Source organism: Aeromonas allosaccharophila (genome assembly GCF_016026615.1).
GTDB lineage: Bacteria > Pseudomonadota > Gammaproteobacteria > Enterobacterales > Aeromonadaceae > Aeromonas > Aeromonas allosaccharophila.
The window spans coordinates 1,046,151-1,069,681 of record NZ_CP065745.1 but is presented as its reverse complement, the minus strand read 5'-3'; the positions used below and the strand labels follow the sequence as shown (position 1 = coordinate 1,069,681).

Sequence of the window (23,531 nt, the reverse complement as noted above, 5' to 3'; positions counted from 1 at the left end):
CTTGTGTGGAGAAATCTGTAGCTCGTGTAAAACAGTGGACAGAATGTGGACGGGAGAAAGGGGAAATTGATGTAAAACAGATAGTTACAGATACAAAAAAGGAGGCCTGAGCCTCCTTTTAGCGTTTATAACAGGACTGGATTAAACCAGAGCTGCTTTAGCTTTTTCAACCAGGGCGGTGAAAGCCATTTTGTCGTGAACGGCGATATCGGACAGGATCTTGCGATCGATCTCGATAGAAGCCTTCTTCAGACCGTTGATCAGACGGCTGTAGGACAGACCGTTCTGACGGGCTGCAGCGTTGATACGCGCAATCCACAGCTGACGGAACTGACGCTTTTTCTGGCGACGGTCACGGTAGGCATACTGACCAGCTTTGGTTACCGCTTGTACCGCTACGCGGTAAACACGGGAACGGGCGCCGTAGTAACCTTTGGCGGCTTTCATTACTTTCTTGTGACGAGCTCGAGCAGTCACACCACGTTTAACTCTTGGCATTTTTCACATCCCCCCTTATGCGTACGGCAGACAAGCGACAACACGTTTGTGGTCGGCAGCAGAAACCATGAATTTCGGTCCCAGCTGACGCTTACGCTTGCTGCTCTTCTTGGTCAGGATGTGACGCAGGTGGTTGTGCTTGCACTTGAAGCGACCCGAGCCAGTCTTTTTGAAGCGCTTTGCAGCACCCCGGTTGGTTTTCATCTTCGGCATTTCATACTCCGCATTGTGAGTGACAACAAAATCGCAAGGCGAACCGACTCATGGGGCTTGCCCCATGAGTCAATTTCTTGTGGGCCTTAAGATTTCTTCTTAGGTGCGAGGACCATCACAGCTTGACGGCCTTCGACTTTCGGGAACGACTCGACTACGGCCAACTCTTCCAGATCGTTCTTGACGCGCTCCAGTACCTTGATACCAAGATCCTGGTGGGCCATTTCACGACCACGGAAGCGCAGGGTGACCTTAGCCTTGTCCCCGTCTTCCAGAAAGCGAACCAGGTTGCGTAGTTTTACCTGATAGTCGCCTTCGTCAGTGCCAGGACGGAATTTGATTTCCTTGACCTGGACGACTTTCTGCTTTTTCTTCTGTTCTTTGGTTGTTTTGCTCTTTTCGTAGAGGAATTTGCCGTAATCCATGATCCGGCAAACGGGCGGCTCAGCATTTGGACTGATCTCGACCAGATCAACTCCGGCCTCTGCGGCCAAGTTCAGAGCATCCTGAATGGTGGTGATGCCGATGGCTTCACCATCCAGACCAGTCAGACGAACTTCTTTCAGACGGATCTCTTCATTGATCCGGTGAGCGCGGGCTTGCGGTTGCTTGCCCAGTTTTTTTCCGCCTTTTATAGCTTATTCCTCCACTTTCTTTTGTCCGCGGGTCTGAACTTCCTGGGTCAACAGAGCGATGAACTCTTCAACAGGATAAGTGCCCAGGTCAGCCCCTTTACGAGTCCGTACTGCAATCTTACCGGCTTCAACTTCTTTATCGCCGCAGACCAGCATGAAAGGTACTCGTTTCAAAGTATGCTCGCGGATTTTAAAGCCAATCTTCTCATTTCTCAAGTCCGCTTTTGCGCGAATGCCCGCATCATTCAATGCTTTGGCTACTTTCACCGCATAATCGGCCTGATTATCCGTGATATTCATGACCACAGCCTGAGTCGGCGCCAACCAGGTCGGGAACAGACCGGCGTACTCTTCTGTCAGAATACCGATGAAACGCTCGATAGAACCCAGGATGGCCCGGTGGATCATCACAGGGACATGACGCTCGTTGTTTTCACCCACGTAAGTGGCACCCAAGCGACCAGGCAGGGCAAAGTCGAGCTGCACGGTACCACATTGCCACGCACGATCAAGGCAATCGTGCAGGGTAAATTCAATCTTGGGACCGTAGAACGCCCCTTCACCCGGCTGCAGATCGTACTTCAGACCGTTGAGCTCCAGCGCTTCGGCCAGTGCTTTCTCGGCGCGATCCCACATCTCGTCGGAGCCGATACGCTGCTCGGGACGAGTGGAGAGTTTGACCACGATATTCTCGAAGCCAAAGGTACCGTAGACGTCATAGACCATACGAATACAGCCGGAGACCTCTTCCATGATCTGCTCTTCGGTACAGAAGATGTGAGCGTCATCCTGGGTAAAACCACGCACCCGCATCAGACCGTGCAGGGAACCGGACGGCTCGTTGCGGTGGCAGGAGCCAAACTCGGCCATACGCAGCGGCAGATCGCGGTAGGACTTCAAACCCTGGTTGAAGATCTGGACGTGACCCGGGCAGTTCATCGGCTTGATGGCGTACTCGCGGTTCTCGGACTGGGTGGTGAACATGGCCTGGGCATACTTCTCCCAGTGACCTGAACGCTCCCACAGCACGCGATCCATCATGAACGGACCTTTCACTTCCTGATAGTCGTACTCTTTGAGCTTGCCGCGGATAAAGGTTTCCAGCTCACGGAAAATGGTCCAGCCATCGTTGTGCCAGAACACCATACCGGGCGCTTCTTCCTGCATGTGATACAGGTCGAGCTGCTTGCCGATCTTGCGGTGGTCGCGCTTGGCGGCCTCTTCCAGACGCTGCAGATAGGCCTTGAGCTGCTTCTTGTCAGCCCAGGCGGTACCGTAAATACGCTGCAACATCTTGTTGTTGGAGTCGCCACGCCAGTAGGCGCCAGACATCTTCAGCAACTTGAAGTGGTGGCAGTGACGCATGTTGGGCACGTGCGGGCCGCGACACATGTCGATGTACTCTTCGTGATGATAAAGACCTGGCTGGTCATCACGGGCAATATTCTGATCCAGGATTTCGACTTTGTAAGACTCGCCGCGCGCCTCGAATACATCGCGCGCTTCTTGCCAGGAGACTTTCTTCTTGATGACGTCGTAATCCTTGGCTACCAGCGCCAGCATGCGCTCTTCCAGGGCAGCCAGATCTTCATCGGTCAGGGTGCGGTCAAGATCAACGTCATAGTAAAAACCGTTGTCAATGACAGGACCGATGGCCATCTTGGTCTGGGGCCAGAGTTGCTTGATAGCGTGACCCAGCAAGTGGGCGCAGGAGTGGCGCAGGATGTCCAGACCTTCTTCGTCTTTGGCGGTGATGATGGCCAGCGCAGCATCGGCTTCGATCAGCTCGCACGCATCCACCAGTTCACCGTTTACCCGACCGGCAATGCACGCCTTGGCGAGACCGGGACCGATGTCCGCGGCCACATCCATGACGGAAACAGAGTGGGCAAATTGACGTTGGCTGCCGTCAGGCAGAGTAATGATTGGCATTATGTGTTTCCTTATACAGTGGTGACCCGTACCAAAGGTCACATGCGGGATGGAAAAAGAGATTCGAATAAGGTGATGTTCTGGTTCTCCACAGCACTTTGCGAAGACGGCCTGACACGTAAACAGCATGTCTAACGTGACAAACCAAGCCAAAACGGCACCATGCTACCAGAAGTCACCGTGGCTGTATCGGATTTGATGAGATTTTCTACAGTTAAATGAGTCGCTTGCCGACTATTCACCAAGCAGGGATTGCCAGTTGAAGTCAAAGTCACTACTGCCCTCCTCGGCCAGCGCCAGCTCCTGCAGCACCTGAAGCGCCAGCTTGTTGCCCTTTTGCGCCGCCTGATAGAGCCACTGTTTCGCCTGAGGCAGATCGACCCTACCGCTGACCCCCATCAGATGAAGTACGCCGACTTTCAGCATGGCCGGGACGTCACCATTACGGGCTGCCTGATCCATCCAGTGAAAGGCTTGGCGCAGATCTCGCTTGACCCCAACACCGCGCAGATAGAGCTCTGCCAGCCGGTATTGGCCGAAGGGATCCCCTGCCTGCGCCGACTGGCGATAGAGGCTGATGGCCTGATGGATATCCTGCTCGCTCCCCTGCCCCACCTCATGACTCCAGCCCATCAGGGCTTGTGCCCGGGGTTGCCCCTGCGCCGCCAGTGGCAACCAGATCCGGGTTGCCTCATCGAAGTGACCGGTACGCCAGGCACGGTTGGCTGCAGCCATCTCCTGCTCGGTTGAGAGCGGGAGCAGACGCCAGATAACCAGGGCAAGCAGACAGATAAACAGCCAGCGGGAAGTGGTGGGGCTCATGATGATTTCCGTGATCCAGTTCTCATTTCGTCTATGTAAACGAAATGTAGCGTCTCGATCAAGCAAGAGATCCCTGCAACAACCCTTTTTGCACCCGGTCGATGAGCAGTAGTTGTCATTTGTCCGGGGCGCCCGCAAAATAACTGTATTTATAACCAGTGCTGGTGCGCACCATGGCAGGACGAGGCAGCCCTCACAATATCGATCACCGTTTTAGCGGTCCCCTTGTCGAAGCGGTCGACGATGGCTGGCAATTGTCCGATTGGGATGCCGCTTTCACCCCCTCTGTGCCAAGCACTGAAGTACGGGAGATCGACGCACGCAGCATCATCAGCTACAACAGCTCACCAGATGTCCCCTTTGGTCGCTCCATCAACCCCTATCAGGGGTGTGAACATGGCTGTATCTACTGCTATGCCAGACCCAGTCACGCCTATCTGGAGCTCTCCCCCGGCCTCGATTTCGAGAGCAAGCTGTTTGCCAAACGCAATGCAGCCGAGCTGCTGCGTCGGGAGTTTGCCAAACCGTCCTATCAGCCACAGACCATCGTCATTGGCGCCAATACCGACCCCTATCAACCCATCGAGCAGCGCTATCGCCTCACCCGGCAGTTGCTGGAAGTGATGTTGGCCCATCGCCATCCGGTCGGCCTCATAACCAAGAGCGCCATGATCTTGCGTGACCTCGATCTGTTGACCGAGCTGGCCAGAGAGGGGCTGTGTCAGGTGATGGTGTCGGTGACGACCTTGAACGACACCCTGCGGCGACAGCTGGAGCCCCGCGCCAGCACGGGCGCGGGCCGCTTGAAAGTGATCGAGAAGCTGGCCAGTGCTGGCGTGCAGGTAGGGGTACTGGCCGCCCCCATGATCCCGCGGCTCAATGAACCGGAGCTGGAGCAGATCATCAAATCGGCGGCCGAGGCGGGTGCCAGCTGCGCCGATTACATCCTGCTGCGACTCCCCCACGAGCTGGCACCGCTATTTGGTGACTGGCTCGATACCCACTATCCGGGCCAGAAGGAGGCTATTTTGAATAAACTGAGGGCCAGCCGCGGTGGCGGGCTCAACAGTACCGCCTTCGGCACCCGCATGCGCGGTGAGGGGCATTTTGCCGATCTGCTGGCCCAGCGCTTTCGCCTTATCAGCAAGCGCCTTGGACTTGGCAAACGCCATATTCAGCTCAGGCTGGATGGATTTATCCGCCCCGGGGAGCAGCTGTCGCTCTTCTAATCCCCCTCTCATGCCCTGCATATATCAGGTGCACAGCCCTTGCCTGCCAAGAGGTCTATAGGAAGGATTGTCGCGACAAGATCGCGCTATCCGGTAAGCGAGGGCAAGCGCCTTAGCCTGCGCGCTGATCCCGCCCCTGTTGCACCATTTCAACCGGTAGTCGCGAGGGTTCATGAGCCACTTCGTGCTCATCCTCTTCATACTGCGGCACCTCTGACTCGCCCCATACCCGGCTCCACCAAATTTCCCACCTGATCCAACTGGTCATATGCAGCTCCTGACGGTGAATGTGATGGCAACGGCGCACCACTCGCCCGGCAGGATAGCGGCTGGGGATGACAGGGAAATGACAAAAAAATCACTTGTAAACAGATAACGGGCCGTGGTGGGAAAAAGCCGAAACAGCTCACATATTCGGCGAAATCACCCTGAAAGCGGTCACAAATCCGCAGGTTATGGATTGCAGCCCACCTTGTTCCCGCCAAAGCTGGCTTGCCCATTCAGGCATATATAAAAACAGGGACACAATAATGAAACACACAGCGGGAATATGGGCGATCGCAGGCATGCTGATCGCTCCCTTGGCGCAAGCCGACGTCATACTGCACGCCTTCAACTGGAAGTACAGTGAAGTGACGGCCAAAGCCGACCTTATCAAGTCGACCGGTTACAAACAGGTACTCATCTCACCGCCCCTGAAGTCCTCGGGCAACGAGTGGTGGGCCCGTTACCAGCCGCAGGATCTGCGCCTCATCGATACCCCTCTTGGCAACAAGCAGGATCTCGAGCAGCTGATCGCCGCCATGAAGGCTCGGGGCATAGCCGTCTATGCCGATGTGGTGCTCAACCACATGGCCAACGAGAGCTGGAAGCGTCAGGACCTCAACTACCCCGGCAGCGAACTGCTGGGTCAGTACGCCGCCAACCCGGCCTATTTCGAACGCCAGAAGCTGTTTGGCGATCTGGGGCAAAACCTGCTGGCCGCAGCCGATTTTCATCCCGAAGGCTGCATCAGTGACTGGAGCGATCCGGGCCATGTCCAGTACTGGCGCCTGTGTGGCGGCGCGGGTGACAAGGGGCTACCGGATCTGGATCCCAACAACTGGGTAGTGAGCCAGCAGCAGGCCTATCTCAAGGCGCTAAAGGGGATGGGGATCAAGGGCTTTCGGGTCGATGCGGTCAAACACATGAGCGATTACCAGATAAACGCCGTGTTCACCCCCGAGATCAAACAGGGGATGCATGTGTTTGGCGAGGTGATCACCACAGGGGGCACCGGCAGCACCGATTACGAGCGCTTCCTCAAACCCTACCTCGACAGCAGCGGCCAGGGAGCCTATGACTTCCCGCTGTTTGCCTCCCTGCGCGGGGCGCTGGGGTATGGCGGCAGCATGAACCTGCTCGCAGATCCGGGAGCCTATGGTCAGGCGCTGCCGGGTAGCCGCGCCGTCACCTTTGCCGTGACCCACGACATCCCCACCAACGACGGTTTCCGCTATCAGATCTTAAGCCAGACAGACGAGAAGCTGGCCTATGCCTACCTGCTCGGTCGCGATGGTGGCTCACCGCTGATCTATTCCGATCACGGCGAGACCCAGGCCAAGGACGGACTGCGCTGGCATGATTACTACCTGCGCGCCGATCTCAAGGGAATGATCCGCTTCCACAATGCGGTACAGGGTCAGCCGATGCAGTTGGTCGGCAGCGGCGACTGCTTCGTGCTGTTCAAACGGGGCAAGCAGGGGCTGGTCGGCATCAACAAGTGCGACGACGAGCAGGAGTACTGGCTCGATACCGCCAGGTTCGAAATGAACTGGTATCGCAACTATCGGGACGTGCTCGACCAAGGTGCCGTGCTCAACGTGCAGAGCCAATGGGTACGGGTCGCCATGCCCGCCCGCAGCGCCAGAATGTGGCTGCAGGAGTGATCCCGCCAGCACCCTGCCCTACTTTTATCTGGCAGTCATAAAAAGCAGACAAATAAAAAGAGCGACCACCTGGGTCGCTCTTTTTGCTGAGGCAAGTGACTCAGGAGACGATTACTCGTCGCCCGCTTCCCCTGCATCGACCGCATCAGTGCCGGTCGCGGTATCGGTACCTTCAGATACCTCACCGTCCACGGCCAGAGCGTCGTTCTCGTTCTCGTCTTCGTCACTCTCGGCGATGCGCTGCAGGCCAACCACGGTCTCGTCTTCACCGGTACGGATCAGACGGACACCGCCGGTGTTACGGCCAATGACGCTCACCTCGGCAACACGGGTACGCACCAGGGTGCCGCCGTTGGTGATCAGCATGATCTGGTCGGTATCTTCGACCTGGATCGCATCGATCACCTTGCCATTGCGCTCATCCACCTTGATGGAGATAACGCCCTGGGTACCACGGCTCTTGGTCGGGTACTCATCGAGTGCGGTACGTTTGCCGTAACCGTTCTCGGTAGCGGTGAGGATGGCACCTTCGCCACGCGGAACGATAAGGGACACCACCTTGTCACCGGCGCCCAGCTTGATGCCGCGCACACCGGCTGCGGTACGACCCATCGGACGCACGCCCTTGAAGGTGCCCTTGCTTTCGGTGCCTTCGCCGTTGTCGCTGCCATCATCGTCATTGCCGGCATCGTCGTCGGTTTCAACGTCATCGCTGACATCCGCATCGGCGCGACCGCTGCCTTCTGCGAAGCGAACGACCTTGCCCGCGTCGGAGAAGAGCATGATCTCGTTGCTGCCATCGGTGATATCCACCCCGATCAGCTCATCACCCTCTTTGAGGTTGATGGCACGAATACCGGAGGAGAGCGGACGGCTGAAGTCAGAGAGGCTGGTCTTCTTCACGGTACCGTTGGCGGTGGCGAAGAACACATACTTCTCGGCATCATATTCCTTCACCGGCAGGATGGCGGTGATACGCTCACCCTCTTCCAGCGGCAACAGGTTGATGATCGGACGACCACGGGCGCCACGGGACGCTTCCGGCAGCTGGTAAACCTTGAGCCAGTAGACCTTGCCACGGGTGGAGAAGCACAGAATGGTGTCGTGGGTGTTGGCCACCAGCAGACGTTCCACAAAGTCCTCTTCCTTGATCCGGGTGGCCGACTTGCCACGACCACCGCGGCGCTGGGCCTCGTAGTCGGAGAGCGGCTGATACTTCACATAGCCCTGGTGAGACAGGGTAACCACCACGTCTTCCGGGGTGATCAGATCTTCGATGTTGATCTCGGCACTGGACATGCTGATCTCGGTGCGACGCTCGTCGCCATACTGCTCGCGCACGGCCAGCAGCTCATCGCGGATCACTTCCATCAGACGCGTCGGGCTCGCCAGGATGTGCAGCAGCTCGGCGATCAGATCCAGCAGAGATTGGTACTCTTCCAGGATCTTCTCGTGCTCGAGGCCGGTCAGCTTGTGCAGACGCAGGTCAAGGATGGCCTGGGCTTGCTGTTCGGTCAGGAAGTATTGACCTTCACGAATGCCAAACTCCGGCTCCAGCCACTCTGGCCGCGCTGCGTCGTCGCCCGCTTTCTCCAGCATGGACGCCACGTTGCCGAGTTCCCAGCCCTTGGCAACCAGGCCCGCTTTTGCATCGGCCGGCGTCGCGCTGTGACGAATAAGCTCGATGATGGGATCGATGTTGGCCAGCGCAACCGCCAGACCTTCAAGGATATGGGCCCGATCCCGCGCCTTGCGCAGTTCGAACACGGTCCGGCGAGTCACCACTTCACGGCGGTGCAGCAGGAACGCATCCAGGATCTCTTTAAGGTTCATCACCTTGGGCTGATTGTTATCGAGCGCCACCATGTTGATGCCGAACGTGGTTTGCAACTGGGTGTGCTTGTAGAGATTGTTCAGCACAATCTCGCCAGACTCGCCACGTTTGATCTCGATAACAATGCGCATGCCGTCTTTATCAGACTCATCGCGCAGGGCACTGATGCCCTCAATTTTCTTCTCTTTGACCAGCTCGGCGATCTTTTCGATCAACCGCGCCTTGTTCACCTGATAAGGCAGCTCGTGAACGATGATGGTCTCGCGACTGGTCTTGTCGTCCACTTCCACTTCGGCCTTGGCGCGCACATAGACGGAACCACGACCGGTGCGGTAAGCCTGCACGATGCCGGAACGACCGTTGATGATGCCGCCGGTGGGGAAATCAGGCCCGGTGATATAGGTCATCAACTCATCGATGGTGAGGTCGCCATTCTCAATCAACGCCAGACAGCCGTTGACTATCTCGGTGAGGTTGTGAGGCGGAATGTTGGTCGCCATGCCCACCGCAATACCGGAGGAGCCGTTGATCAACAGGTTGGGAACCTTGGTGGGCATGACAGCCGGGATCATCTCGGTGCCGTCATAGTTCGGCACCCAGTCCACGGTCTCTTTGTCCAGATCAGCCAGCAACTCGTGGGAGATGCGGGCCATCCGCACTTCGGTATAACGCATGGCCGCGGCGCTGTCGCCGTCGACTGAACCGAAGTTGCCCTGACCATCGACCAGCATGTAACGCATGGAGAAATCCTGCGCCATCCGGACAATGGTGTCATACACAGCGCTATCGCCGTGCGGGTGATATTTACCGATTACGTCACCGACCACACGGGCCGATTTTTTATAGGGCTTGTTCCAGTCGTTCCCCAACTCGTTCATAGCAAACAGAACGCGGCGGTGAACCGGTTTCAAGCCATCACGCACATCCGGCAGAGCTCGTCCTACGATCACGCTCATGGCGTAATCAAGATAGGAACTCTTGAGCTCTTCTTCGATGTTGACCGGCGTGATCTCTCTGGCCAGATCGCTCATAGAAAGCCTTATCCCTAATTAGTTGTTCTTTGGCTTAAACAGCGCGACATGGTAACACACTGAGCCAAATACCTTAAGCCACAAATCGGGTATCAGATCGGGCTGGTGTGACAAAGTCCGTCCGTTATAATGCCCGCCAGGACAATAGATTGCGCCCATGACTCACAACCGGGCGCCCGGCCACAGGATCTTCGAAAAATGCACAGTGACGCCAATGTCGATCTGACAGAAATCGCCAAGTTTGACGCCATCGCCTCCCGCTGGTGGGACATGGAAGGTGAATTCAAACCCCTGCATCAAATCAATCCGGTACGCCTTGACTGGATCACCGACAAAAGTGGCGGTCTGTTTGGCAAGCGCATGCTCGATATCGGGTGTGGTGGTGGCATCCTCTCCGAGAGCATGGCGCGCCGTGGCGCCAAGGTAACCGGCATCGACATGGGCAAGGAGCCGCTCGGGGTCGCCCGCCTGCACGCCCTGGAACAGGGTGTCGAGCTCGAATATCGCCAGATCACCGCCGAAGCACACGCCTTGGAGGCCGCCGGCCAGTATGACGTGGTCACCTGCATGGAGATGCTGGAGCATGTGCCGGACCCAGCTTCCGTGCTGCGCGCCATCGCGACCCTGGTTCGCCCGGGTGGCCGGGTGTTTGTCTCTACCATCAACCGCAACCCGAAAGCCTATCTGATGATGATCCTCGGGGCCGAATACCTGATGAAGATGGTGCCCAAGGGGACCCACGACCACAAAAAGTTCATCACCCCGGCCGAACTGTGCCGCATGGGTGAAGCGGCTGGCCTGCTGGTGCGGGACATGAGCGGCGTCCACTACGCCCCCCTCACCAACCAGTTCAAGCTCGGCAAAAATGTTGACGTCAACTATATGGTGGAGTTTGTCCGCCCGGAGCATGGTTGATGAGCGCCTCTCACCCTGTGCCTCTGCGCTGCGTGCTGTTCGATCTGGACGGCACCCTGCTCGACACGGCCCCGGATCTGGGCGCCGCCGTCAACCATGTGCTGATAAGCGAAGGCTTTGCGCCGCTCTCTGACGACATTATTCGTCAGACCACCTCCCACGGAGCGCTCGGGCTGCTGAAAGCGGGTCTTGGCGATGAACTGCTTGAAGAGCTGGGGGCCACGCGCCTGCGCAATGCCCTGCTCGACTACTACGCGGCCAATCTTTGTGTCGGTACCCGCCCCTATGAGGGGATGGTGGATCTCATCGAGTGGCTGGATGAAAAAGCGCTGCCATGGGGCATCGTCACCAACAAGCCGGCCTTTCTCACCGAGCCGCTGCTGGCAACCCTGCCGCAGCTTGCCAGCTGCGGCGTAACGGTCAGTGCCGATACCCTGCCGGTACGCAAGCCCGACCCCGCTCCCATGTTCTTTGCCTGCGACCAGCTGGGCGTCGAGGCAGCTCACTGTCTCTATGTGGGGGATCATGTGCGGGACATCGAAGCGGGCCGCAATGCGGGCATGCGTACGGCCGTTGCCGGCTGGGGCTATCTGAGCGATAACGAGGATCCTGCCGCGTGGGGCGCCGATCTGCACTTCGATACCGTGCAGGCTCTGCACCACTGGCTGCGCTACGAGCTGACGGCCAAGGTGTGACGCGCAGCCTGACCGTGTAACGTGCAATAACGGGGCGGAGAGAGATTCCCCGCCCCCTTGAATCTCTTCCTTTACGCTCCCGCAACCTGCGCCGCCATCACGCTTCTATTCATGGATAATAAAGACAGCTTACCGCCTATTGGATACCCATTTGACAAGCAACCTGTCGTAACTGTCAGGCCACAAACCGCCATCGTCTGATGTAAAGCCCTTGGCCCGCTGACCGCGCGGCTGCGACAACTGGACAGCTTTTGACCCTTGTTGCATAAGGGATAATCAGCCTCCGTTTGCTAGTAAAAAGCCCCCCGTTTCGCAAGCAAAAAAAGTTATTTAAATTTTCCATCTTCGATCGTGAGACTTGCATTTAGCGGAGTGGACGAATGAAAACCCGCTCACTGTGAGCGGTCACTAACTGATGGGGCAAGACTCACAATTTATCCACAGCTCGTCACTTATCCACACATTGCAATGGCGGGCCGACCTCACTATCTTGTAGCTCGAACTTAAAATAACACTACATCTTGTGATTCATCGCACAATCTCTACCCAACTCCCGCACACCGCAGGGGCCAGGGTGGTGCCGTTGTGCGATGGTTTTTCGGGAATCAACTGAAGGTCATCAGCCAATGAACTTGTTTGTGACGAAGCGTAACGGACACAAAGAACCCATCGATCTGGATAAAATTCACCGCGTGCTGGACTGGGCCGCCGAAGGGCTCGACAACGTGTCGGTCTCTCAGGTAGAACTCAAATCCCACATCCAGTTCTATGACGGTATCCGTACCGCCGACATTCACGAAACCATCATCAAGGCAACGGCTGACCTCATCTCCGAGCAGACCCCTGATTACCAGTACATGGCTGCCCGTCTGGCCATCTTCCATCTGCGCAAGAAGGCCTACGGCCAGTTCGAACCGCCCCATCTCTACCAGCACGTGGCTCGTCTGGTCGACATGGGCAAGTACGACAAACACCTGCTGGAAGACTACACCCAGGCTGAATTCGAAGAGCTGAACGCGCACATGGACCACTGGCGCGACATGAACTTCTCCTACGCGGCGGTCAAGCAGCTGGAAGGCAAGTATCTGGTCCAGAACCGCGTCACCGGCGAGATCTACGAGAGCCCGCAGTTCCTCTACATCCTGGTTGCGGCCTGCCTCTTCTCCAAATACCCGAAAGATACCCGTCTGGACTACATCAAGCGCTTCTATGATGCGGTCTCGACCTTCAAGATCTCGCTGCCGACCCCGATCATGAGCGGCGTGCGCACCCCGACCCGTCAGTTCAGCTCCTGCGTGCTGATCGAGTGCGACGACAGCCTGGACTCCATCAACGCCACTGCCAGCTCTATCGTGCGTTACGTCTCCCAGCGCGCCGGTATCGGCATCAACGCTGGCCGTATCCGTGGTCTGGGCAGCCCCATCCGTGGTGGTGAAGCGTTCCACACCGGTTGCATCCCCTTCTACAAATACTTCCAGACTGCCGTTAAGTGCTGCTCCCAGGGCGGCGTGCGCGGCGGTGCGGCCACCCTGTTCTACCCGCTGTGGCACACCGAAGTGGAGAGCCTGCTGGTTCTGAAGAACAACCGCGGCGTGGAAGAGAACCGTGTCCGTCACATGGACTACGGCGTGCAGATCAACAAGCTGATGTACCAGCGCCTCATCAAGGGCGGTGACATCACACTGTTCTCCCCGTCCGATGCGCCGGGTCTGTACGATGCCTTCTTCGCCGATCAGGACAAGTTTGAAGAGCTCTACGTCAAGTACGAGCAGGATCCTGCCATTCGCAAGAAGAGCATCAAGGCAGTCGATCTCTTCTCCCTGATGATGCAGGAGCGTGCCGGTACCGGTCGCATCTACATCCAGAACGTCGATCACTGCAACACCCACAGCCCGTTCGACCCGAGCGTGGCGCCGGTACGCCAGTCCAACCTCTGCCTCGAGATTGCGCTGCCGACCAAGCCGCTCAACAACATCGACGACGAGAGCGGCGAAATCGCCCTGTGCACCCTCTCCGCCTTCAACCTCGGCGCCATCGACAAGCTGGAAGATCTGGAAGAGATGGCGGATCTGGCCGTGCGTGCCCTCGATGCCCTGCTCGACTATCAGGACTACCCGATTGCCGCCGCCAAGAAGGGCAGCATGGGTCGTCGCACCCTGGGGATCGGCGTCATCAACTACGCCTACTACCTGGCCAAAAACGGTGCCCGTTACTCTGACGGCTCCGGCCTGGCGCTGACTCACCGTACCTTCGAGGCCATTCAGTACTACCTGCTGAAAGCCTCCGTGCAGCTGGCTCGCGAGTTCGGCCCCTGCCCGCTGTTTGGCGAGACCACCTACGCCCAAGGCATTTTGCCTATCGACACCTACAAGAAGGATCTGGATGTACTGTGCAATGAGCCGCTGCATCTGGATTGGGAAAGCCTGCGTGAAGAGATCAAGTCCGTGGGCTTGCGCAACTCCACCCTGACCGCCCTGATGCCGAGCGAGACCTCCAGCCAGATCTCCAACGCCACCAACGGCATCGAGCCGCCGCGCGGCCTGGTCTCGGTCAAGGCCTCCAAAGACGGCATTCTCAAACAGGTGGTGCCCGAGTATGATCGCCTGAAAGATCAATACGAATTGCTCTGGAAGCAACCGAGCGTTGACGGCTACCTGCAGCTGGTCGGTATCATGCAGAAGTTTGTGGATCAGGCTATTTCTGCCAACACCAACTACGATCCGGCCCGTTTCGAAGGCAACAAGGTGCCGATGAAACAGCTGCTGAAGGACTTGCTGACCGCCTACAAATACGGCCTCAAGACCCTGTACTATCACAACACCCGTGATGGTGCAGACGATGCCCAGACCGATCTGCAAGATGACGGTTGCGCTGGCGGGGCTTGCAAAATCTAAGTCACGGCAAGATCTGATAACCGGGCGGGAGCATGAAGCTCCCGCTCTCCTGTTTTCTCTATTCACATATTCTGGTAACCATGGCCTATTCAACTTTCTGCCAAACCCAAAACGACCAGCTCAAAGAGCCGATGTTTTTTGGCCAATCGGTCAACGTAGCCCGTTATGATCAACAAAAGCACGAAGTGTTCGAGCGCCTGATCGAGAAGCAGCTCTCCTTCTTCTGGCGCCCGGAAGAGGTGGATGTCTCCCACGATCGCATCGACTATCAGGCCCTGCCGCCCCACGAGCAGCACATCTTCATCTCCAACCTGAAGTACCAGACCCTGCTGGACTCCATCCAGGGCCGCAGCCCGAACGTGGCACTGCTGCCGCTGGTCTCCATTCCGGAGCTGGAAACCTGGATCGAGACCTGGGCCTTCTCGGAGACCATCCACTCTCGCTCCTACACCCACATCATCCGCAATATCGTCAACTCACCGGCCCAGGTGTTCGACGATATCGTGACCAACGAGCAGATCTTGAAGCGTGCCGGTTCCATCAGCCACTACTACGACGATCTGATCGAGTCGACCGCGCTCTACAACCTGCACGGTGAAGGGACCCATACCGTCGCGGGCCGCGAGGTGACCATCACATTGCGCGAGCTCAAGAAGAAGCTTTATCTGTGCCTGATGAGCGTCAACGCGCTGGAAGCAATCCGCTTCTACGTCAGCTTCGCCTGTTCGTTTGCCTTCGCCGAGCGCGAGCTGATGGAAGGCAACGCCAAGATCATCAAGATGATCGCCCGTGACGAAGCACTTCATCTGACAGGGACGCAGCATATGCTGAACCTGATGCGTACCGGCCAGGATGACCCCGAGATGGCCGAGATCGCCGCCGAGTGCGAGCAGGCCTGCTTCGAGATCTTCAAGGAAGCAGCCATTCAGGAGAAAGAGTGGGCCGAGTACCTGTTCCGGGACGGCTCCATGATCGGCCTGAACAAGGACATCCTCTGCCAGTACGTGGAGTACATCACCAACCTGCGCATGAGCGCAGTCGGCCTGCAACCAGCCTTTGCCGGCACCAAGCAAAACCCGATCCCCTGGATCAACACCTGGCTGTCATCCGACAACGTGCAGGTCGCACCGCAAGAGGTAGAGGTCAGCTCCTATCTGGTCGGTCAGATCGACAGCGAAGTCAATGCCGACGACCTGGGTGATTTCGAGCTGTGAGTGACGCCACCAACACGCTGACCCCTGCCCCGCACGCGCCTGCTGAACAGCATGCGGACGTGGCACCACGGGTACATACCCGGGATGGTGCCGTGCTGCACGCCCATCCCGGCGAAAGCGTGTTGGAGACCCTGGAGCGCCACGGTCATCATGTGGAATTCCAGTGTCGCAGCGGCTATTGCGGCGCCTGCCGCACTCCGCTGATGGCTGGCAAGGTGCACTACCCCAATGTGCCGCTGGCATTCGTCGCCCAGGGGGAGTGCCTCCCCTGCTGCTGCAAACCGGTCGGCGCCATCCGGCTGGATATCCAGAAGAGCTGACGCAGCCACAGACTGGCAACTCGCACAAAATAAAAAGCCGCCGGAGCAATCCGGCGGCTTTTTTTGTCTCTTCACATTGCCCGGGCGCCCGATGACAGACGCCCAAATCCTCAGAGGATTACAACCAGGGGGCGGCAGTCGGCCCGTGGTGCAGGCCCAACTTCCAGACCCGGCCAAAGTGCTTGTAGTGACCGGCTGCGACACCGGCCTTCTCGCCCATGCCGTGGTAGAGGTCGAGGTGGCCCTTCTTCACCGCCCCGCCCACATCCAGCGCAATCAACAGCCGCAGCTGGTGCTTGCCGGTCCAGTTGCCCTCTTTGTCGAGCAAGGGGACTTCGGCGAGGATCGGGGTGCCCATCGGCAGCAGGGTCTTGTCGGCGGCAACGGCCGCCAGCGGCAGCAGAGGGATACCGGCGGCACCGATCACGTCATTGGTTGGGCGACGCTCGAAGAAGACATAGGAGGGATTCTGCTCCACCAGCTCCTTGACGCTCTCTTCTGGTTGACGGTTGGCCCACTCCTTGATGGCCTTCATTGACATCTGCTCTTTGGGCACTTCACCGCGGTCGATCAGTACCCGACCGATACTCACGTAACCGTGGCCGTTCTTGCCGCTGTAACCCAGATATTGCAGCCGATCGTCATCGCCATAGTGGACAAAGCCCGAGCCCTGCACATCCATCAGGAAGTTGTCGATAAGGGATTTGCTGTAGCCCAGCTCCAGCCCGCGGTTGGCCAGGGCCCCCTGATGGATCTCGGCCCGGGTCGGACAACGACCGCCACATTTGGGCATGGCATAAATGGGGTATTTGTACTTGGCATCCGGGCGGTGGCGCACCTCCAGCACCGGCGAGTAGTAACCGGTAAAGAGCACGTTACCCATGCGATCCGCACCACCCAGCTGGGCCAAGCTGATACCGTAACGGGTGATGTCGGCAGGATTGCCACCGCCCGCTACCCACCGGGAAAGCTGATGATAGAGCTCGCCATAACGGCGGGTCATCTTGCCGGAGCGCTCCATTACCAATCTGCTTTGCGGGCCAAACTTGCTGTAGTCGGCACGCGCACGGCTATTGACCCGCTCCACCCTCACCAGATCCTCTGGCAGGGTCCCGTCCAGATACTGCTTGCCCAGATTTTCCGGCACCTCGCAGTTAAGAAAGCATCTGTTGTCGGTCTGTTTTTTGGGCACTTCTGCTTTGTCAGAATTGCCCGCACAACCGGCCAGTCCCAGCACTGCGGCGGTCAGCCAGTACGCGTGTTTGTTCATATATCCTCATATAACGCCAAGAGCCATGCTCGGCGGGGAAGATGCCAAATTTGCAGGGGGAAAGCAAACGACATCAATCACTTGAAGCAGGATTTCTCCAAAGGGGATCTGCTGGGTTATAACAAGGTGACAGGATGTGCGAGGTGATGGATGGAACAGCTCGAAATATTCCCGCTGCAGAGCCCCTGCATCGGGGTCTGCGAAGTGAACAACAAAGGCTACTGCAAGGGGTGCCTGCGCAATCGCGAAGAGCGTTTCAACTGGCTCACCATGACCCCTGCCGAGCAACAGGAGGTGATGCGCCTGTGCCGCAACCGCAAAGCCCGGGTCGACGCAGCTCGCCGCAAGGCACAGGAAGGCGCCCTCAGCGAGCAGCAAACACTACCCGGCTGGGATTTTTAAGCGCCTCCCGTAGGCAACTCTATTCCCCGATACCCACCCTCGAGACCCGGGCCAGTTCACTAAACGCCACAAACAGATGATAAAACGTGCTAGCTGGCGCATGAGAGGTCAGTGGCTTCCCCTCGCGATCCACTTGATCAATCCACTGTCCGGGCTGCGCGGGCAACAGATAGTAGTGGAAGATCCGCGCCACCACCTCGCTGATCTGGCAGGCTATGCCCTCATCCCCCTGCTGCTCATAGGCTGCCAAGAGCGCTTTCAAATGTTCGGTCTGGCACCAGAGCCGGCTGGTATCGCGATAGGGTTGCCCATCATCGGTCAGCTCATCGATCACCAGCCAGGTTTGCCCGTGACCGTGGCGGATGGCAAAGCGGGTCAATATCCCGATCGCCTCATCAATCTCGGTAATGGTTGGCCCGATTTCCCATCTGCTGGCAAGGGTCCGGTAGCGCGCCAGCAGCCAGCACCACTCGTAGTGATGGCCGGGGTCGATGAGACGGGAGTCGGCATGACACGCCAACAGCGCGTCGTCGAAAAACTCGCGCAGTAAACCGGGTTCCAGAAAACGCTGACGAAACAGCTGATACAGCGCATTTGCCCGCTGCTGCCATATCACATCATCAAAGCTGTCCGCCGCCACCAGCAACGCCTCGAACAGATGCATATGGGGATTCTGGCTACGTCGTACGGCAGGCGGCCAACTGGAGTGAAATCCTCCGTGCAGCGGGTCCGCAAAGAGCTGCTCAATGGCCTGATAGCGCGACTCAGCCTGTTGCTGCCAGCGTGGATCGCCACTCAGACGATAGAGCCAGCACTCAGCCAAGAGGGCAAACGCGTATTCGTAACAACAGACTGATGCGTCAGCAATCGAACCATCCCGGTTAATGGAGAAAACGCCATGCCCTGCCCCATCGTCAAAATGGTCCTTACCGACCCGCGCAGCTTGCTCGGCAAGGGGGCGCCCATCATACCAACCCAGCAGGGTGGCATGGCTGAACACATAGATCTGGCGGCTCTGTACCCGAAAACGGGTCGGCTGCCATAACGGCTGGCCAGCACTATCCAATCCCTCGGCAAACAGCCCACGCTCTGGGTCAACCCCCTGTGCGCCCCAATGGGGCAGCGCCTCGGAGACCAGCCAGCGATGGCAGCGCTGTGCGGCCTCAGTCACCTCGATATGCATACATCACCTCTCGCAACGGCGATAAAAAGGGAGAGCCAGGCTCTCCCATTGTTGACCCTATGGCCTTGACCCCATCAGAACAGACCGATGGCGACCCCGACAAAGGCCAGCACCAGCAGCCCCAGCATCGCCTTGACCGGCGAGACGTTGCGCTTGGCCATCAGATACCAGGTACCCAGCACCACCAGCAGCGGCATCAGTTTGGGGAAGATGCCATCCAGCATGCTCTGAACCTGGATATTGACCCCGTCCGAGGTGACAAAATCGAGTCCGGTCGAGAGGTTGACATAGCTGGCCGCCACACCGCCCATCACAAAGACCCCAAGCAGGGAGAGCGCCTCGCGCAGCTTGGCCGACTCGGAACTGACCAAAGATTCCACCGAGCCAGTCCCCAGCTTGTAGCCCTTCATAAACAACATGTAGGAGCCGGTAATGGCGATCGCGTTGAAGCTGATAATGTAAAACAGCGGCCCCAGCACACTCCCCCCTGCCGCCAGCGCCATACCGATACTGAGCAAAATGGGCACCAGCATACCGGGGATCATGGAATCACCGATGCCAGCAATGGGACCCATCAAACCGACCTTGAGGGTGTTGATGGTCTCACCGTCGATCTTCTCGCCATTGGCCCGCTTCTCTTCAAGCCCGACCGCCAACCCGTTGATAATCGCACCAATCTGGGGCTCGGTATTGTAGAAGGAGGCATGGCGCTTCATCGCTTCCATTCGCTCCGCTTTGCCGGGATAGAGCTTTCTCAGCGCTGGCATCATGCCGAGGCAAAATCCGAACGATTCGAGTCGTTCGAAGCTCATTGACGAAAGGTTGTACATCATCCACGAACGCCAGCAGGCGCGCAGATCCCGTGAGGTGAGAGCAACCGGCTTGTTGGCCGCCAGCTCCCCTGATTGCAGCTCTGTGTTCATCAGAATTCATCCTCGTCATCGCCAGGTACGGCACCGCGGGCGGCGACCGCTTGCTTGGGTTCGGGTTTGTAGCTGTAGTGAATGAGTGCCAGCAGTGCGCCAATCATCACCAGCCCCACCATGTTGAGCTTGAGAAAGACGATGCCGACAAAACCGACCAGGAAGTAGATCAGCATGCTGTTCTGCTTGATGATCTGCTTGAGCAGGATGGCAATGCCGACCGCAGGCAGAATGCCGCCCACCACCATCATGGTACGGATCACCAGCTCCGGCAGGCTGTTCATGAACTCTTCGATATACTGGTTGCCGAAATAGACGGCAATGAAGGTCGGCACAAAGCGCAGCACAAAGTTGCTGGCCTGAGGGAAGATGGCGCTGTTGAGGTAAACCCCCTGTTCATCGCCCTGCTCCAGCGCCACATCAGCCCTGTGATTCCAGTAGGAGTTGAACACCATCATGAAGTTAAAGAGGATGGTACCGGCGATGCCGATGGTGGCGGCAATCGCCACTGCAACCGACGGCTCCTTGCCCGACATGATGCCCAGCGCAATGGCCGGAAAGGCGACGAAGTTGAGATCCGCCGGCATGGAACCGCCCGGCGTCACCATGGCGATATAGACCGCCTGCACCGCCACCCCAATCAGGATTCCGGTCTGAATATCCCCCAGAATGGCACCGACCAGCATGCCGGATACCAACGGACGGGTAATGGTGTACCAGCCACCGGTCAAGCCCAGCAGCCAGGGGCTGCTGAGTGCACCGAGATAACAGAGTATCCCGATGAGTGTTGCTTCAAGAAACATGATGCCCTCCTCCCCTTATTTCAGCTTTTTCTGGGCATCTGCCCAGCTGTAGTGACTGGCATCCGGTACCAATCGAAAATCGATTTCATGACCCAGAGTTGTCAGGTAATCAAAGGCCGCGATCTCCTGCGCGGTCACCGATTGATTGGGCCCTATGGTCGTGGTGCACTCTCTGGCACTCATGGGGCCGACGTTGATTTTGCCGTTGAGATTATCAAGGGAGATCCCGGCGGCGCAGAGCCGCTGCAGGGTGACCGGCGATTTGCCAATCACGAAGTAGCGCTTGTCACTGGCAATCACCTTGGGCAACTTGGCAATGGCAGTCGCCACATCAAACAGCCACACCTTGGTATCCGATACTGCCCCCGTCATCACCTGAGAGAGCAGCGGATCGGCCGCCACCTCATCATCGATCGCGACGATGCCGTCACAGGGCAGCTCTCTGGCCCAGCGCGTCACCAGCTGGCCATGGATCACCCGATCGTCAATGCGTACAAATGAAATCGCCATCTCGCTCTCCTAGAAGTTGTCATCTTGCTGGTGCGCCGCCGGGGCTGCGATCACCATGGATTCCAGTGCCTGTGCCAGCAGTTGGCGGGCAGCCTCGTGCACGTCCGTTGCCGCCAGCCAGTCGGCGCTCATCAGCAGCATGGGGAAGTTGACTCCGGTTACGACGGCGACCGGCTGCGGCCAAGCGGAGTCGAACGCGCAGCGGCATGCCACGTTATAAGGGGTGCCACACTCCATATCGCAAAGCACCAACACCCCGTCAGCCCCTGCGCCGTGTTGGCGCAAGGTCTGTTCAAACTCGGCACGAAAGGCCTCGATCCCCCCCTCTTCAGTGAGAGAGACGGTCGCCACGGCAGGCATCTCTCCGTAGACCATATTGGCGCTGGCCAGCAGGGCCGGCGCCAGTGAACCATGGGTTGCGATAAGTATCCTCAGCATCTCCGGTTACCCCCTCACAAAGGCTTTGATAGTGGCAATGGTCTGCCCTGCACTCTCACCACTCGGGCGGATGCGATAACGGCCCACCGACGCTGGCACGATAAAAGTCTCGGCGTAGTGCACCACGAAGGGGGCGAATGCGTTGTCCGGACTCTCGACCGTTGCCTCTCGACCCTCTATCAGGTTAAGCACCTGCACGGTGCCGCCGGTATCGTGCTCTACCGGCACGCTGAACCAGTGGCGACGGGTCTCGATAAATTCCCGCTCGTGCAGACCGGTGCGCTCCTCACGCCACCCTTCCCCTTCGGCGATCGGCTCAATACAATTGACCAGATTTCGCTCGGTCCAGTCGGTATCCCGATCCCACTGGATCACCTTGCTGCCGTGTTCCAGATGGATGGGGCGCGGGATGCCGTCGAGCCCGACCCGGCCCCAGTCCCACAGCTTGAAGGTGAAGATGTAGGGGGTGGCACTGATCTCGAGCACCATGGCCCCCTCTCCCGAACAGTGGACGGTTCCGGCCGGGATCAGGAAGTGGTCGTGCTTGCGAGCCGGGAAGCGGTTGATGAAGCGCTCGTCGTCGAAAGGCTTCTCACCGCGCTGGGCGGCGGCCAGATCCGCCAGCATCTCCTGCGGGTCGATACCGTTGCGGGTGCCGAGGTATACACATGAGTTCGGCTTGGCATCAAGCAGGTAGTAGCTCTCGTCCTGGGTATAGTGCATGCCGAACTCCTGCTGGATGTATTCGATCAGCGGATGCACCTGCAGACTGAGGTGCTGCCCCTCTACCGTATCGAGGAAATCGAAGCGGATGGGGAACTCGGCGCCAAAACGGGCGTGAACCTGCTCACCCAGCAGCGGCCTGGGCTCACAGAGCACTAGGTTTTGCGAAGGGATCTCGACCCGGACCGAACCAAACCGGAGATAGAGGCTGTTCTCCTCAGGCACACAGTCAAAACACCAGGCATAGTTGACGGGCGCCGGGTCGAGATCGCACACCCGTTTCATCCACTGACCACCCCACACCCCAGGATCAAAGAAGGGCACTACCCGAAACGGCTGACGTGCCGCCTGATGCAGTGCGGCATGCAGTGCCTCCCCGGTCACCAGTGTCGGCTTGCCCTTGATATTGGTATCGAGCAAGAAGTCGATGGCCGGTAATTGCGCCACTTTGTGACGATCAAACACCCGCCACTCGATAAAGAAGGCGCGTTTGTAGCGACGCAGAATGTCCTCATCCGTGTTATCCGCACCCCAGTTGCCAATCTCTTTACGGCGCAGACGCTGCTGGATCTCCCAACGGGCCAGGTCGGCGTAGACCCGCACATCCCCTTTCGTCACCAGGGAGGCGCCGCTGCCCATCACCACCACCAGCCCCTTGGTGATCTCTGCGACCTGCCGTTGCAGGTGGGCTAACGCCGCCGGGTCAAAAAACTCCACCATCTTGTGGGGGGCCATCACGCCAAAAACCCGATCGTCGGTGATGAAGCGTTCAAGCATCTCCAGCACGGTGGGCTCGGGCAAACGTGCCTGTTCCACATCGATGAGCGTGTGGGGCCCAAGTTCCTCCAGCAGATGAGTGCGCAGCTCAACCTGATCCACGCCGTGGTAGCAGTCGATCACCAGCACCACTTTCGCCTTGTCTTGCCCGTTCACTTTGGCTTGCAACTGATGGGCAATCTCATCCCATCCCGCACAGGCGGCCCGCTCATATCCAACAACGGTCACTTCTGGATATTTGTCGTAGTTGGAAACGTAACTCGAATGAATCATTGGCTTGCTCTCTCGTTGACACCTACGAAAGAGATAAATCGATTAACCCGTTAACCACAACCTGATAAA

At 58.0% G+C, this 23,531-nt stretch carries 22 protein-coding genes; 8 read left to right on the top strand and 14 right to left on the bottom strand.

All coding sequences use genetic code 11. From position 1 onward, the window contains the following. Positions 1 to 141: 141 nt before the first annotated feature. The 5 genes from rplT to I6G90_RS04685 form a co-directional block, all read right to left on the bottom strand. Positions 142 to 498, bottom strand: a complete 357-nt coding sequence (gene rplT / locus I6G90_RS04705) for a 50S ribosomal protein L20 (RefSeq protein WP_005336687.1) — start codon at positions 496 to 498, stop codon at positions 142 to 144. Positions 499 to 513: 15 nt separating this feature from the next. Beyond that, complete coding sequence (gene rpmI, locus I6G90_RS04700; RefSeq protein ID WP_005336688.1) at positions 514 to 711, bottom strand: 50S ribosomal protein L35; 198 nt, start codon at positions 709 to 711, stop codon at positions 514 to 516. Positions 712 to 797: 86 nt separating this feature from the next. After that, positions 798 to 1,253: a translation initiation factor IF-3 gene (infC, locus tag I6G90_RS04695; RefSeq protein ID WP_456298312.1), complete on the bottom strand. Its 456-nt coding sequence runs from the start codon at positions 1,251 to 1,253 to the stop codon at positions 798 to 800. Positions 1,254 to 1,349: 96 nt separating this feature from the next. Then, the gene (gene thrS / locus I6G90_RS04690; RefSeq protein WP_111808229.1) at positions 1,350 to 3,278 is read right to left on the bottom strand and encodes a threonine--tRNA ligase; all 1,929 of its coding nucleotides are present in this window, start codon (positions 3,276 to 3,278) and stop codon (positions 1,350 to 1,352) included. Between the two features lie 234 nt (positions 3,279 to 3,512). Beyond that, the gene (locus tag I6G90_RS04685; RefSeq protein WP_197929963.1) at positions 3,513 to 4,100 is read right to left on the bottom strand and encodes a tetratricopeptide repeat protein; all 588 of its coding nucleotides are present in this window, start codon (positions 4,098 to 4,100) and stop codon (positions 3,513 to 3,515) included. Between the two features lie 173 nt (positions 4,101 to 4,273). On the opposite strand from I6G90_RS04685, the gene I6G90_RS04680 reads away from it, so the two are divergent. Next, positions 4,274 to 5,329 carry a PA0069 family radical SAM protein gene (locus I6G90_RS04680; protein WP_197929961.1) on the top strand — a complete coding sequence of 352 codons (1,056 nt, stop codon included), beginning with the start codon at positions 4,274 to 4,276 and terminating at the stop codon, positions 5,327 to 5,329. A gap of 112 nt (positions 5,330 to 5,441) precedes the next feature. Here I6G90_RS04680 and I6G90_RS04675 read toward each other — a convergent pair whose 3' ends face one another. Beyond that, positions 5,442 to 5,597 carry a hypothetical protein gene (locus I6G90_RS04675; RefSeq protein ID WP_197929959.1) on the bottom strand — a complete coding sequence of 52 codons (156 nt, stop codon included), beginning with the start codon at positions 5,595 to 5,597 and terminating at the stop codon, positions 5,442 to 5,444. Positions 5,598 to 5,859: 262 nt separating this feature from the next. Between I6G90_RS04675 and I6G90_RS04670 the strand changes: the two genes are divergently transcribed. After that, complete coding sequence (locus tag I6G90_RS04670) at positions 5,860 to 7,257, top strand: alpha-amylase family protein (protein ID WP_232254409.1); 1,398 nt, start codon at positions 5,860 to 5,862, stop codon at positions 7,255 to 7,257. A 111-nt stretch (positions 7,258 to 7,368) separates the two neighbouring features. On the opposite strand, the gene gyrA is transcribed toward I6G90_RS04670, so the two are convergent. Next, a complete protein-coding gene (gyrA, locus tag I6G90_RS04665) occupies positions 7,369 to 10,122 on the bottom strand; it encodes a DNA topoisomerase (ATP-hydrolyzing) subunit A (protein WP_197929957.1) in 2,754 nt (917 codons plus the stop codon). A 198-nt stretch (positions 10,123 to 10,320) separates the two neighbouring features. Here gyrA and ubiG point away from each other — a divergent pair, with 198 nt between their 5' ends. From ubiG to yfaE, 5 genes are all read left to right on the top strand, one after another. Then, a complete protein-coding gene (ubiG, locus tag I6G90_RS04660) occupies positions 10,321 to 11,037 on the top strand; it encodes a bifunctional 2-polyprenyl-6-hydroxyphenol methylase/3-demethylubiquinol 3-O-methyltransferase UbiG (protein WP_058052608.1) in 717 nt (238 codons plus the stop codon). Further along, a complete protein-coding gene (locus I6G90_RS04655; RefSeq protein ID WP_197929956.1) occupies positions 11,037 to 11,732 on the top strand; it encodes an HAD family hydrolase in 696 nt (231 codons plus the stop codon). Before ubiG ends, I6G90_RS04655 begins: the two co-directional genes overlap by 1 nt. A gap of 626 nt (positions 11,733 to 12,358) precedes the next feature. Next, positions 12,359 to 14,626 (top strand): class 1a ribonucleoside-diphosphate reductase subunit alpha, encoded by a 2,268-nt coding sequence (gene nrdA / locus I6G90_RS04650; RefSeq protein ID WP_197929955.1) that lies wholly within the window; start codon positions 12,359 to 12,361, stop codon positions 14,624 to 14,626. 80 nt (positions 14,627 to 14,706) lie between these two features. Then, positions 14,707 to 15,840: a class Ia ribonucleoside-diphosphate reductase subunit beta gene (gene nrdB / locus I6G90_RS04645; protein ID WP_197931156.1), complete on the top strand. Its 1,134-nt coding sequence runs from the start codon at positions 14,707 to 14,709 to the stop codon at positions 15,838 to 15,840. Further along, a complete protein-coding gene (yfaE, locus tag I6G90_RS04640) occupies positions 15,837 to 16,160 on the top strand; it encodes a class I ribonucleotide reductase maintenance protein YfaE (RefSeq protein WP_179903870.1) in 324 nt (107 codons plus the stop codon). The genes nrdB and yfaE overlap by 4 nt, the downstream gene beginning before the upstream one ends. Before the next feature lie 118 nt (positions 16,161 to 16,278). Here yfaE and mltA read toward each other — a convergent pair whose 3' ends face one another. After that, positions 16,279 to 17,430 (bottom strand): murein transglycosylase A, encoded by a 1,152-nt coding sequence (gene mltA, locus I6G90_RS04635; protein ID WP_197929954.1) that lies wholly within the window; start codon positions 17,428 to 17,430, stop codon positions 16,279 to 16,281. 150 nt (positions 17,431 to 17,580) lie between these two features. Between mltA and I6G90_RS04630 the strand changes: the two genes are divergently transcribed. Further along, the gene (locus tag I6G90_RS04630) at positions 17,581 to 17,832 is read left to right on the top strand and encodes a DUF1289 domain-containing protein (RefSeq protein WP_197929953.1); all 252 of its coding nucleotides are present in this window, start codon (positions 17,581 to 17,583) and stop codon (positions 17,830 to 17,832) included. A gap of 19 nt (positions 17,833 to 17,851) precedes the next feature. Here the strand turns inward: I6G90_RS04630 and I6G90_RS04625 are convergent, their stop codons facing one another. From I6G90_RS04625 to I6G90_RS04600, 6 genes are all read right to left on the bottom strand, one after another. Next, positions 17,852 to 19,015, bottom strand: a complete 1,164-nt coding sequence (locus I6G90_RS04625) for an AGE family epimerase/isomerase (RefSeq protein ID WP_197929952.1) — start codon at positions 19,013 to 19,015, stop codon at positions 17,852 to 17,854. Positions 19,016 to 19,089: 74 nt separating this feature from the next. Next, a complete protein-coding gene (locus tag I6G90_RS04620; RefSeq protein ID WP_139694021.1) occupies positions 19,090 to 19,938 on the bottom strand; it encodes a PTS system mannose/fructose/sorbose family transporter subunit IID in 849 nt (282 codons plus the stop codon). Further along, positions 19,938 to 20,741 (bottom strand): PTS mannose/fructose/sorbose/N-acetylgalactosamine transporter subunit IIC, encoded by an 804-nt coding sequence (locus tag I6G90_RS04615; protein ID WP_197929951.1) that lies wholly within the window; start codon positions 20,739 to 20,741, stop codon positions 19,938 to 19,940. The genes I6G90_RS04620 and I6G90_RS04615 overlap by 1 nt, the downstream gene beginning before the upstream one ends. Positions 20,742 to 20,756: 15 nt before the next feature. Further along, positions 20,757 to 21,251 carry a PTS system mannose/fructose/N-acetylgalactosamine-transporter subunit IIB gene (locus tag I6G90_RS04610; RefSeq protein ID WP_197929950.1) on the bottom strand — a complete coding sequence of 165 codons (495 nt, stop codon included), beginning with the start codon at positions 21,249 to 21,251 and terminating at the stop codon, positions 20,757 to 20,759. A 9-nt stretch (positions 21,252 to 21,260) separates the two neighbouring features. After that, positions 21,261 to 21,689, bottom strand: coding sequence for a PTS sugar transporter subunit IIA (locus I6G90_RS04605; RefSeq protein ID WP_197929949.1), 429 nt, complete (start codon positions 21,687 to 21,689; stop codon positions 21,261 to 21,263). A gap of 6 nt (positions 21,690 to 21,695) precedes the next feature. Then, positions 21,696 to 23,462 (bottom strand): class I mannose-6-phosphate isomerase, encoded by a 1,767-nt coding sequence (locus tag I6G90_RS04600; RefSeq protein ID WP_197929948.1) that lies wholly within the window; start codon positions 23,460 to 23,462, stop codon positions 21,696 to 21,698. Positions 23,463 to 23,531 lie beyond the last annotated feature (69 nt).

What these genes read in the sequence shown, in the direction of transcription:
- rplT (WP_005336687.1), bottom strand. Translation starts at nt 498, where the DNA reads ATGCCAAGAGTTAAACGTGGTGTGACTGCTCGAGCTCGTCACAAGAAA.
- rpmI (WP_005336688.1), bottom strand. Translation starts at nt 711, where the DNA reads ATGCCGAAGATGAAAACCAACCGGGGTGCTGCAAAGCGCTTCAAAAAG.
- thrS (WP_111808229.1), bottom strand. Translation starts at nt 3,278, where the DNA reads ATGCCAATCATTACTCTGCCTGACGGCAGCCAACGTCAATTTGCCCAC.
- I6G90_RS04685 (WP_197929963.1), bottom strand. Translation starts at nt 4,100, where the DNA reads ATGAGCCCCACCACTTCCCGCTGGCTGTTTATCTGTCTGCTTGCCCTG.
- I6G90_RS04680 (WP_197929961.1), top strand. Translation starts at nt 4,274, where the DNA reads ATGGCAGGACGAGGCAGCCCTCACAATATCGATCACCGTTTTAGCGGT.
- I6G90_RS04675 (WP_197929959.1), bottom strand. Translation starts at nt 5,597, where the DNA reads ATGACCAGTTGGATCAGGTGGGAAATTTGGTGGAGCCGGGTATGGGGC.
- I6G90_RS04670 (WP_232254409.1), top strand. Translation starts at nt 5,860, where the DNA reads ATGAAACACACAGCGGGAATATGGGCGATCGCAGGCATGCTGATCGCT.
- gyrA (WP_197929957.1), bottom strand. Translation starts at nt 10,122, where the DNA reads ATGAGCGATCTGGCCAGAGAGATCACGCCGGTCAACATCGAAGAAGAG.
- ubiG (WP_058052608.1), top strand. Translation starts at nt 10,321, where the DNA reads ATGCACAGTGACGCCAATGTCGATCTGACAGAAATCGCCAAGTTTGAC.
- I6G90_RS04655 (WP_197929956.1), top strand. Translation starts at nt 11,037, where the DNA reads ATGAGCGCCTCTCACCCTGTGCCTCTGCGCTGCGTGCTGTTCGATCTG.
- nrdA (WP_197929955.1), top strand. Translation starts at nt 12,359, where the DNA reads ATGAACTTGTTTGTGACGAAGCGTAACGGACACAAAGAACCCATCGAT.
- nrdB (WP_197931156.1), top strand. Translation starts at nt 14,707, where the DNA reads ATGGCCTATTCAACTTTCTGCCAAACCCAAAACGACCAGCTCAAAGAG.
- mltA (WP_197929954.1), bottom strand. Translation starts at nt 17,430, where the DNA reads ATGAACAAACACGCGTACTGGCTGACCGCCGCAGTGCTGGGACTGGCC.
- I6G90_RS04630 (WP_197929953.1), top strand. Translation starts at nt 17,581, where the DNA reads ATGGAACAGCTCGAAATATTCCCGCTGCAGAGCCCCTGCATCGGGGTC.
- I6G90_RS04625 (WP_197929952.1), bottom strand. Translation starts at nt 19,015, where the DNA reads ATGCATATCGAGGTGACTGAGGCCGCACAGCGCTGCCATCGCTGGCTG.
- I6G90_RS04620 (WP_139694021.1), bottom strand. Translation starts at nt 19,938, where the DNA reads ATGAACACAGAGCTGCAATCAGGGGAGCTGGCGGCCAACAAGCCGGTT.
- I6G90_RS04615 (WP_197929951.1), bottom strand. Translation starts at nt 20,741, where the DNA reads ATGTTTCTTGAAGCAACACTCATCGGGATACTCTGTTATCTCGGTGCA.
- I6G90_RS04610 (WP_197929950.1), bottom strand. Translation starts at nt 21,251, where the DNA reads ATGGCGATTTCATTTGTACGCATTGACGATCGGGTGATCCATGGCCAG.
- I6G90_RS04605 (WP_197929949.1), bottom strand. Translation starts at nt 21,689, where the DNA reads ATGCTGAGGATACTTATCGCAACCCATGGTTCACTGGCGCCGGCCCTG.
- I6G90_RS04600 (WP_197929948.1), bottom strand. Translation starts at nt 23,462, where the DNA reads ATGATTCATTCGAGTTACGTTTCCAACTACGACAAATATCCAGAAGTG.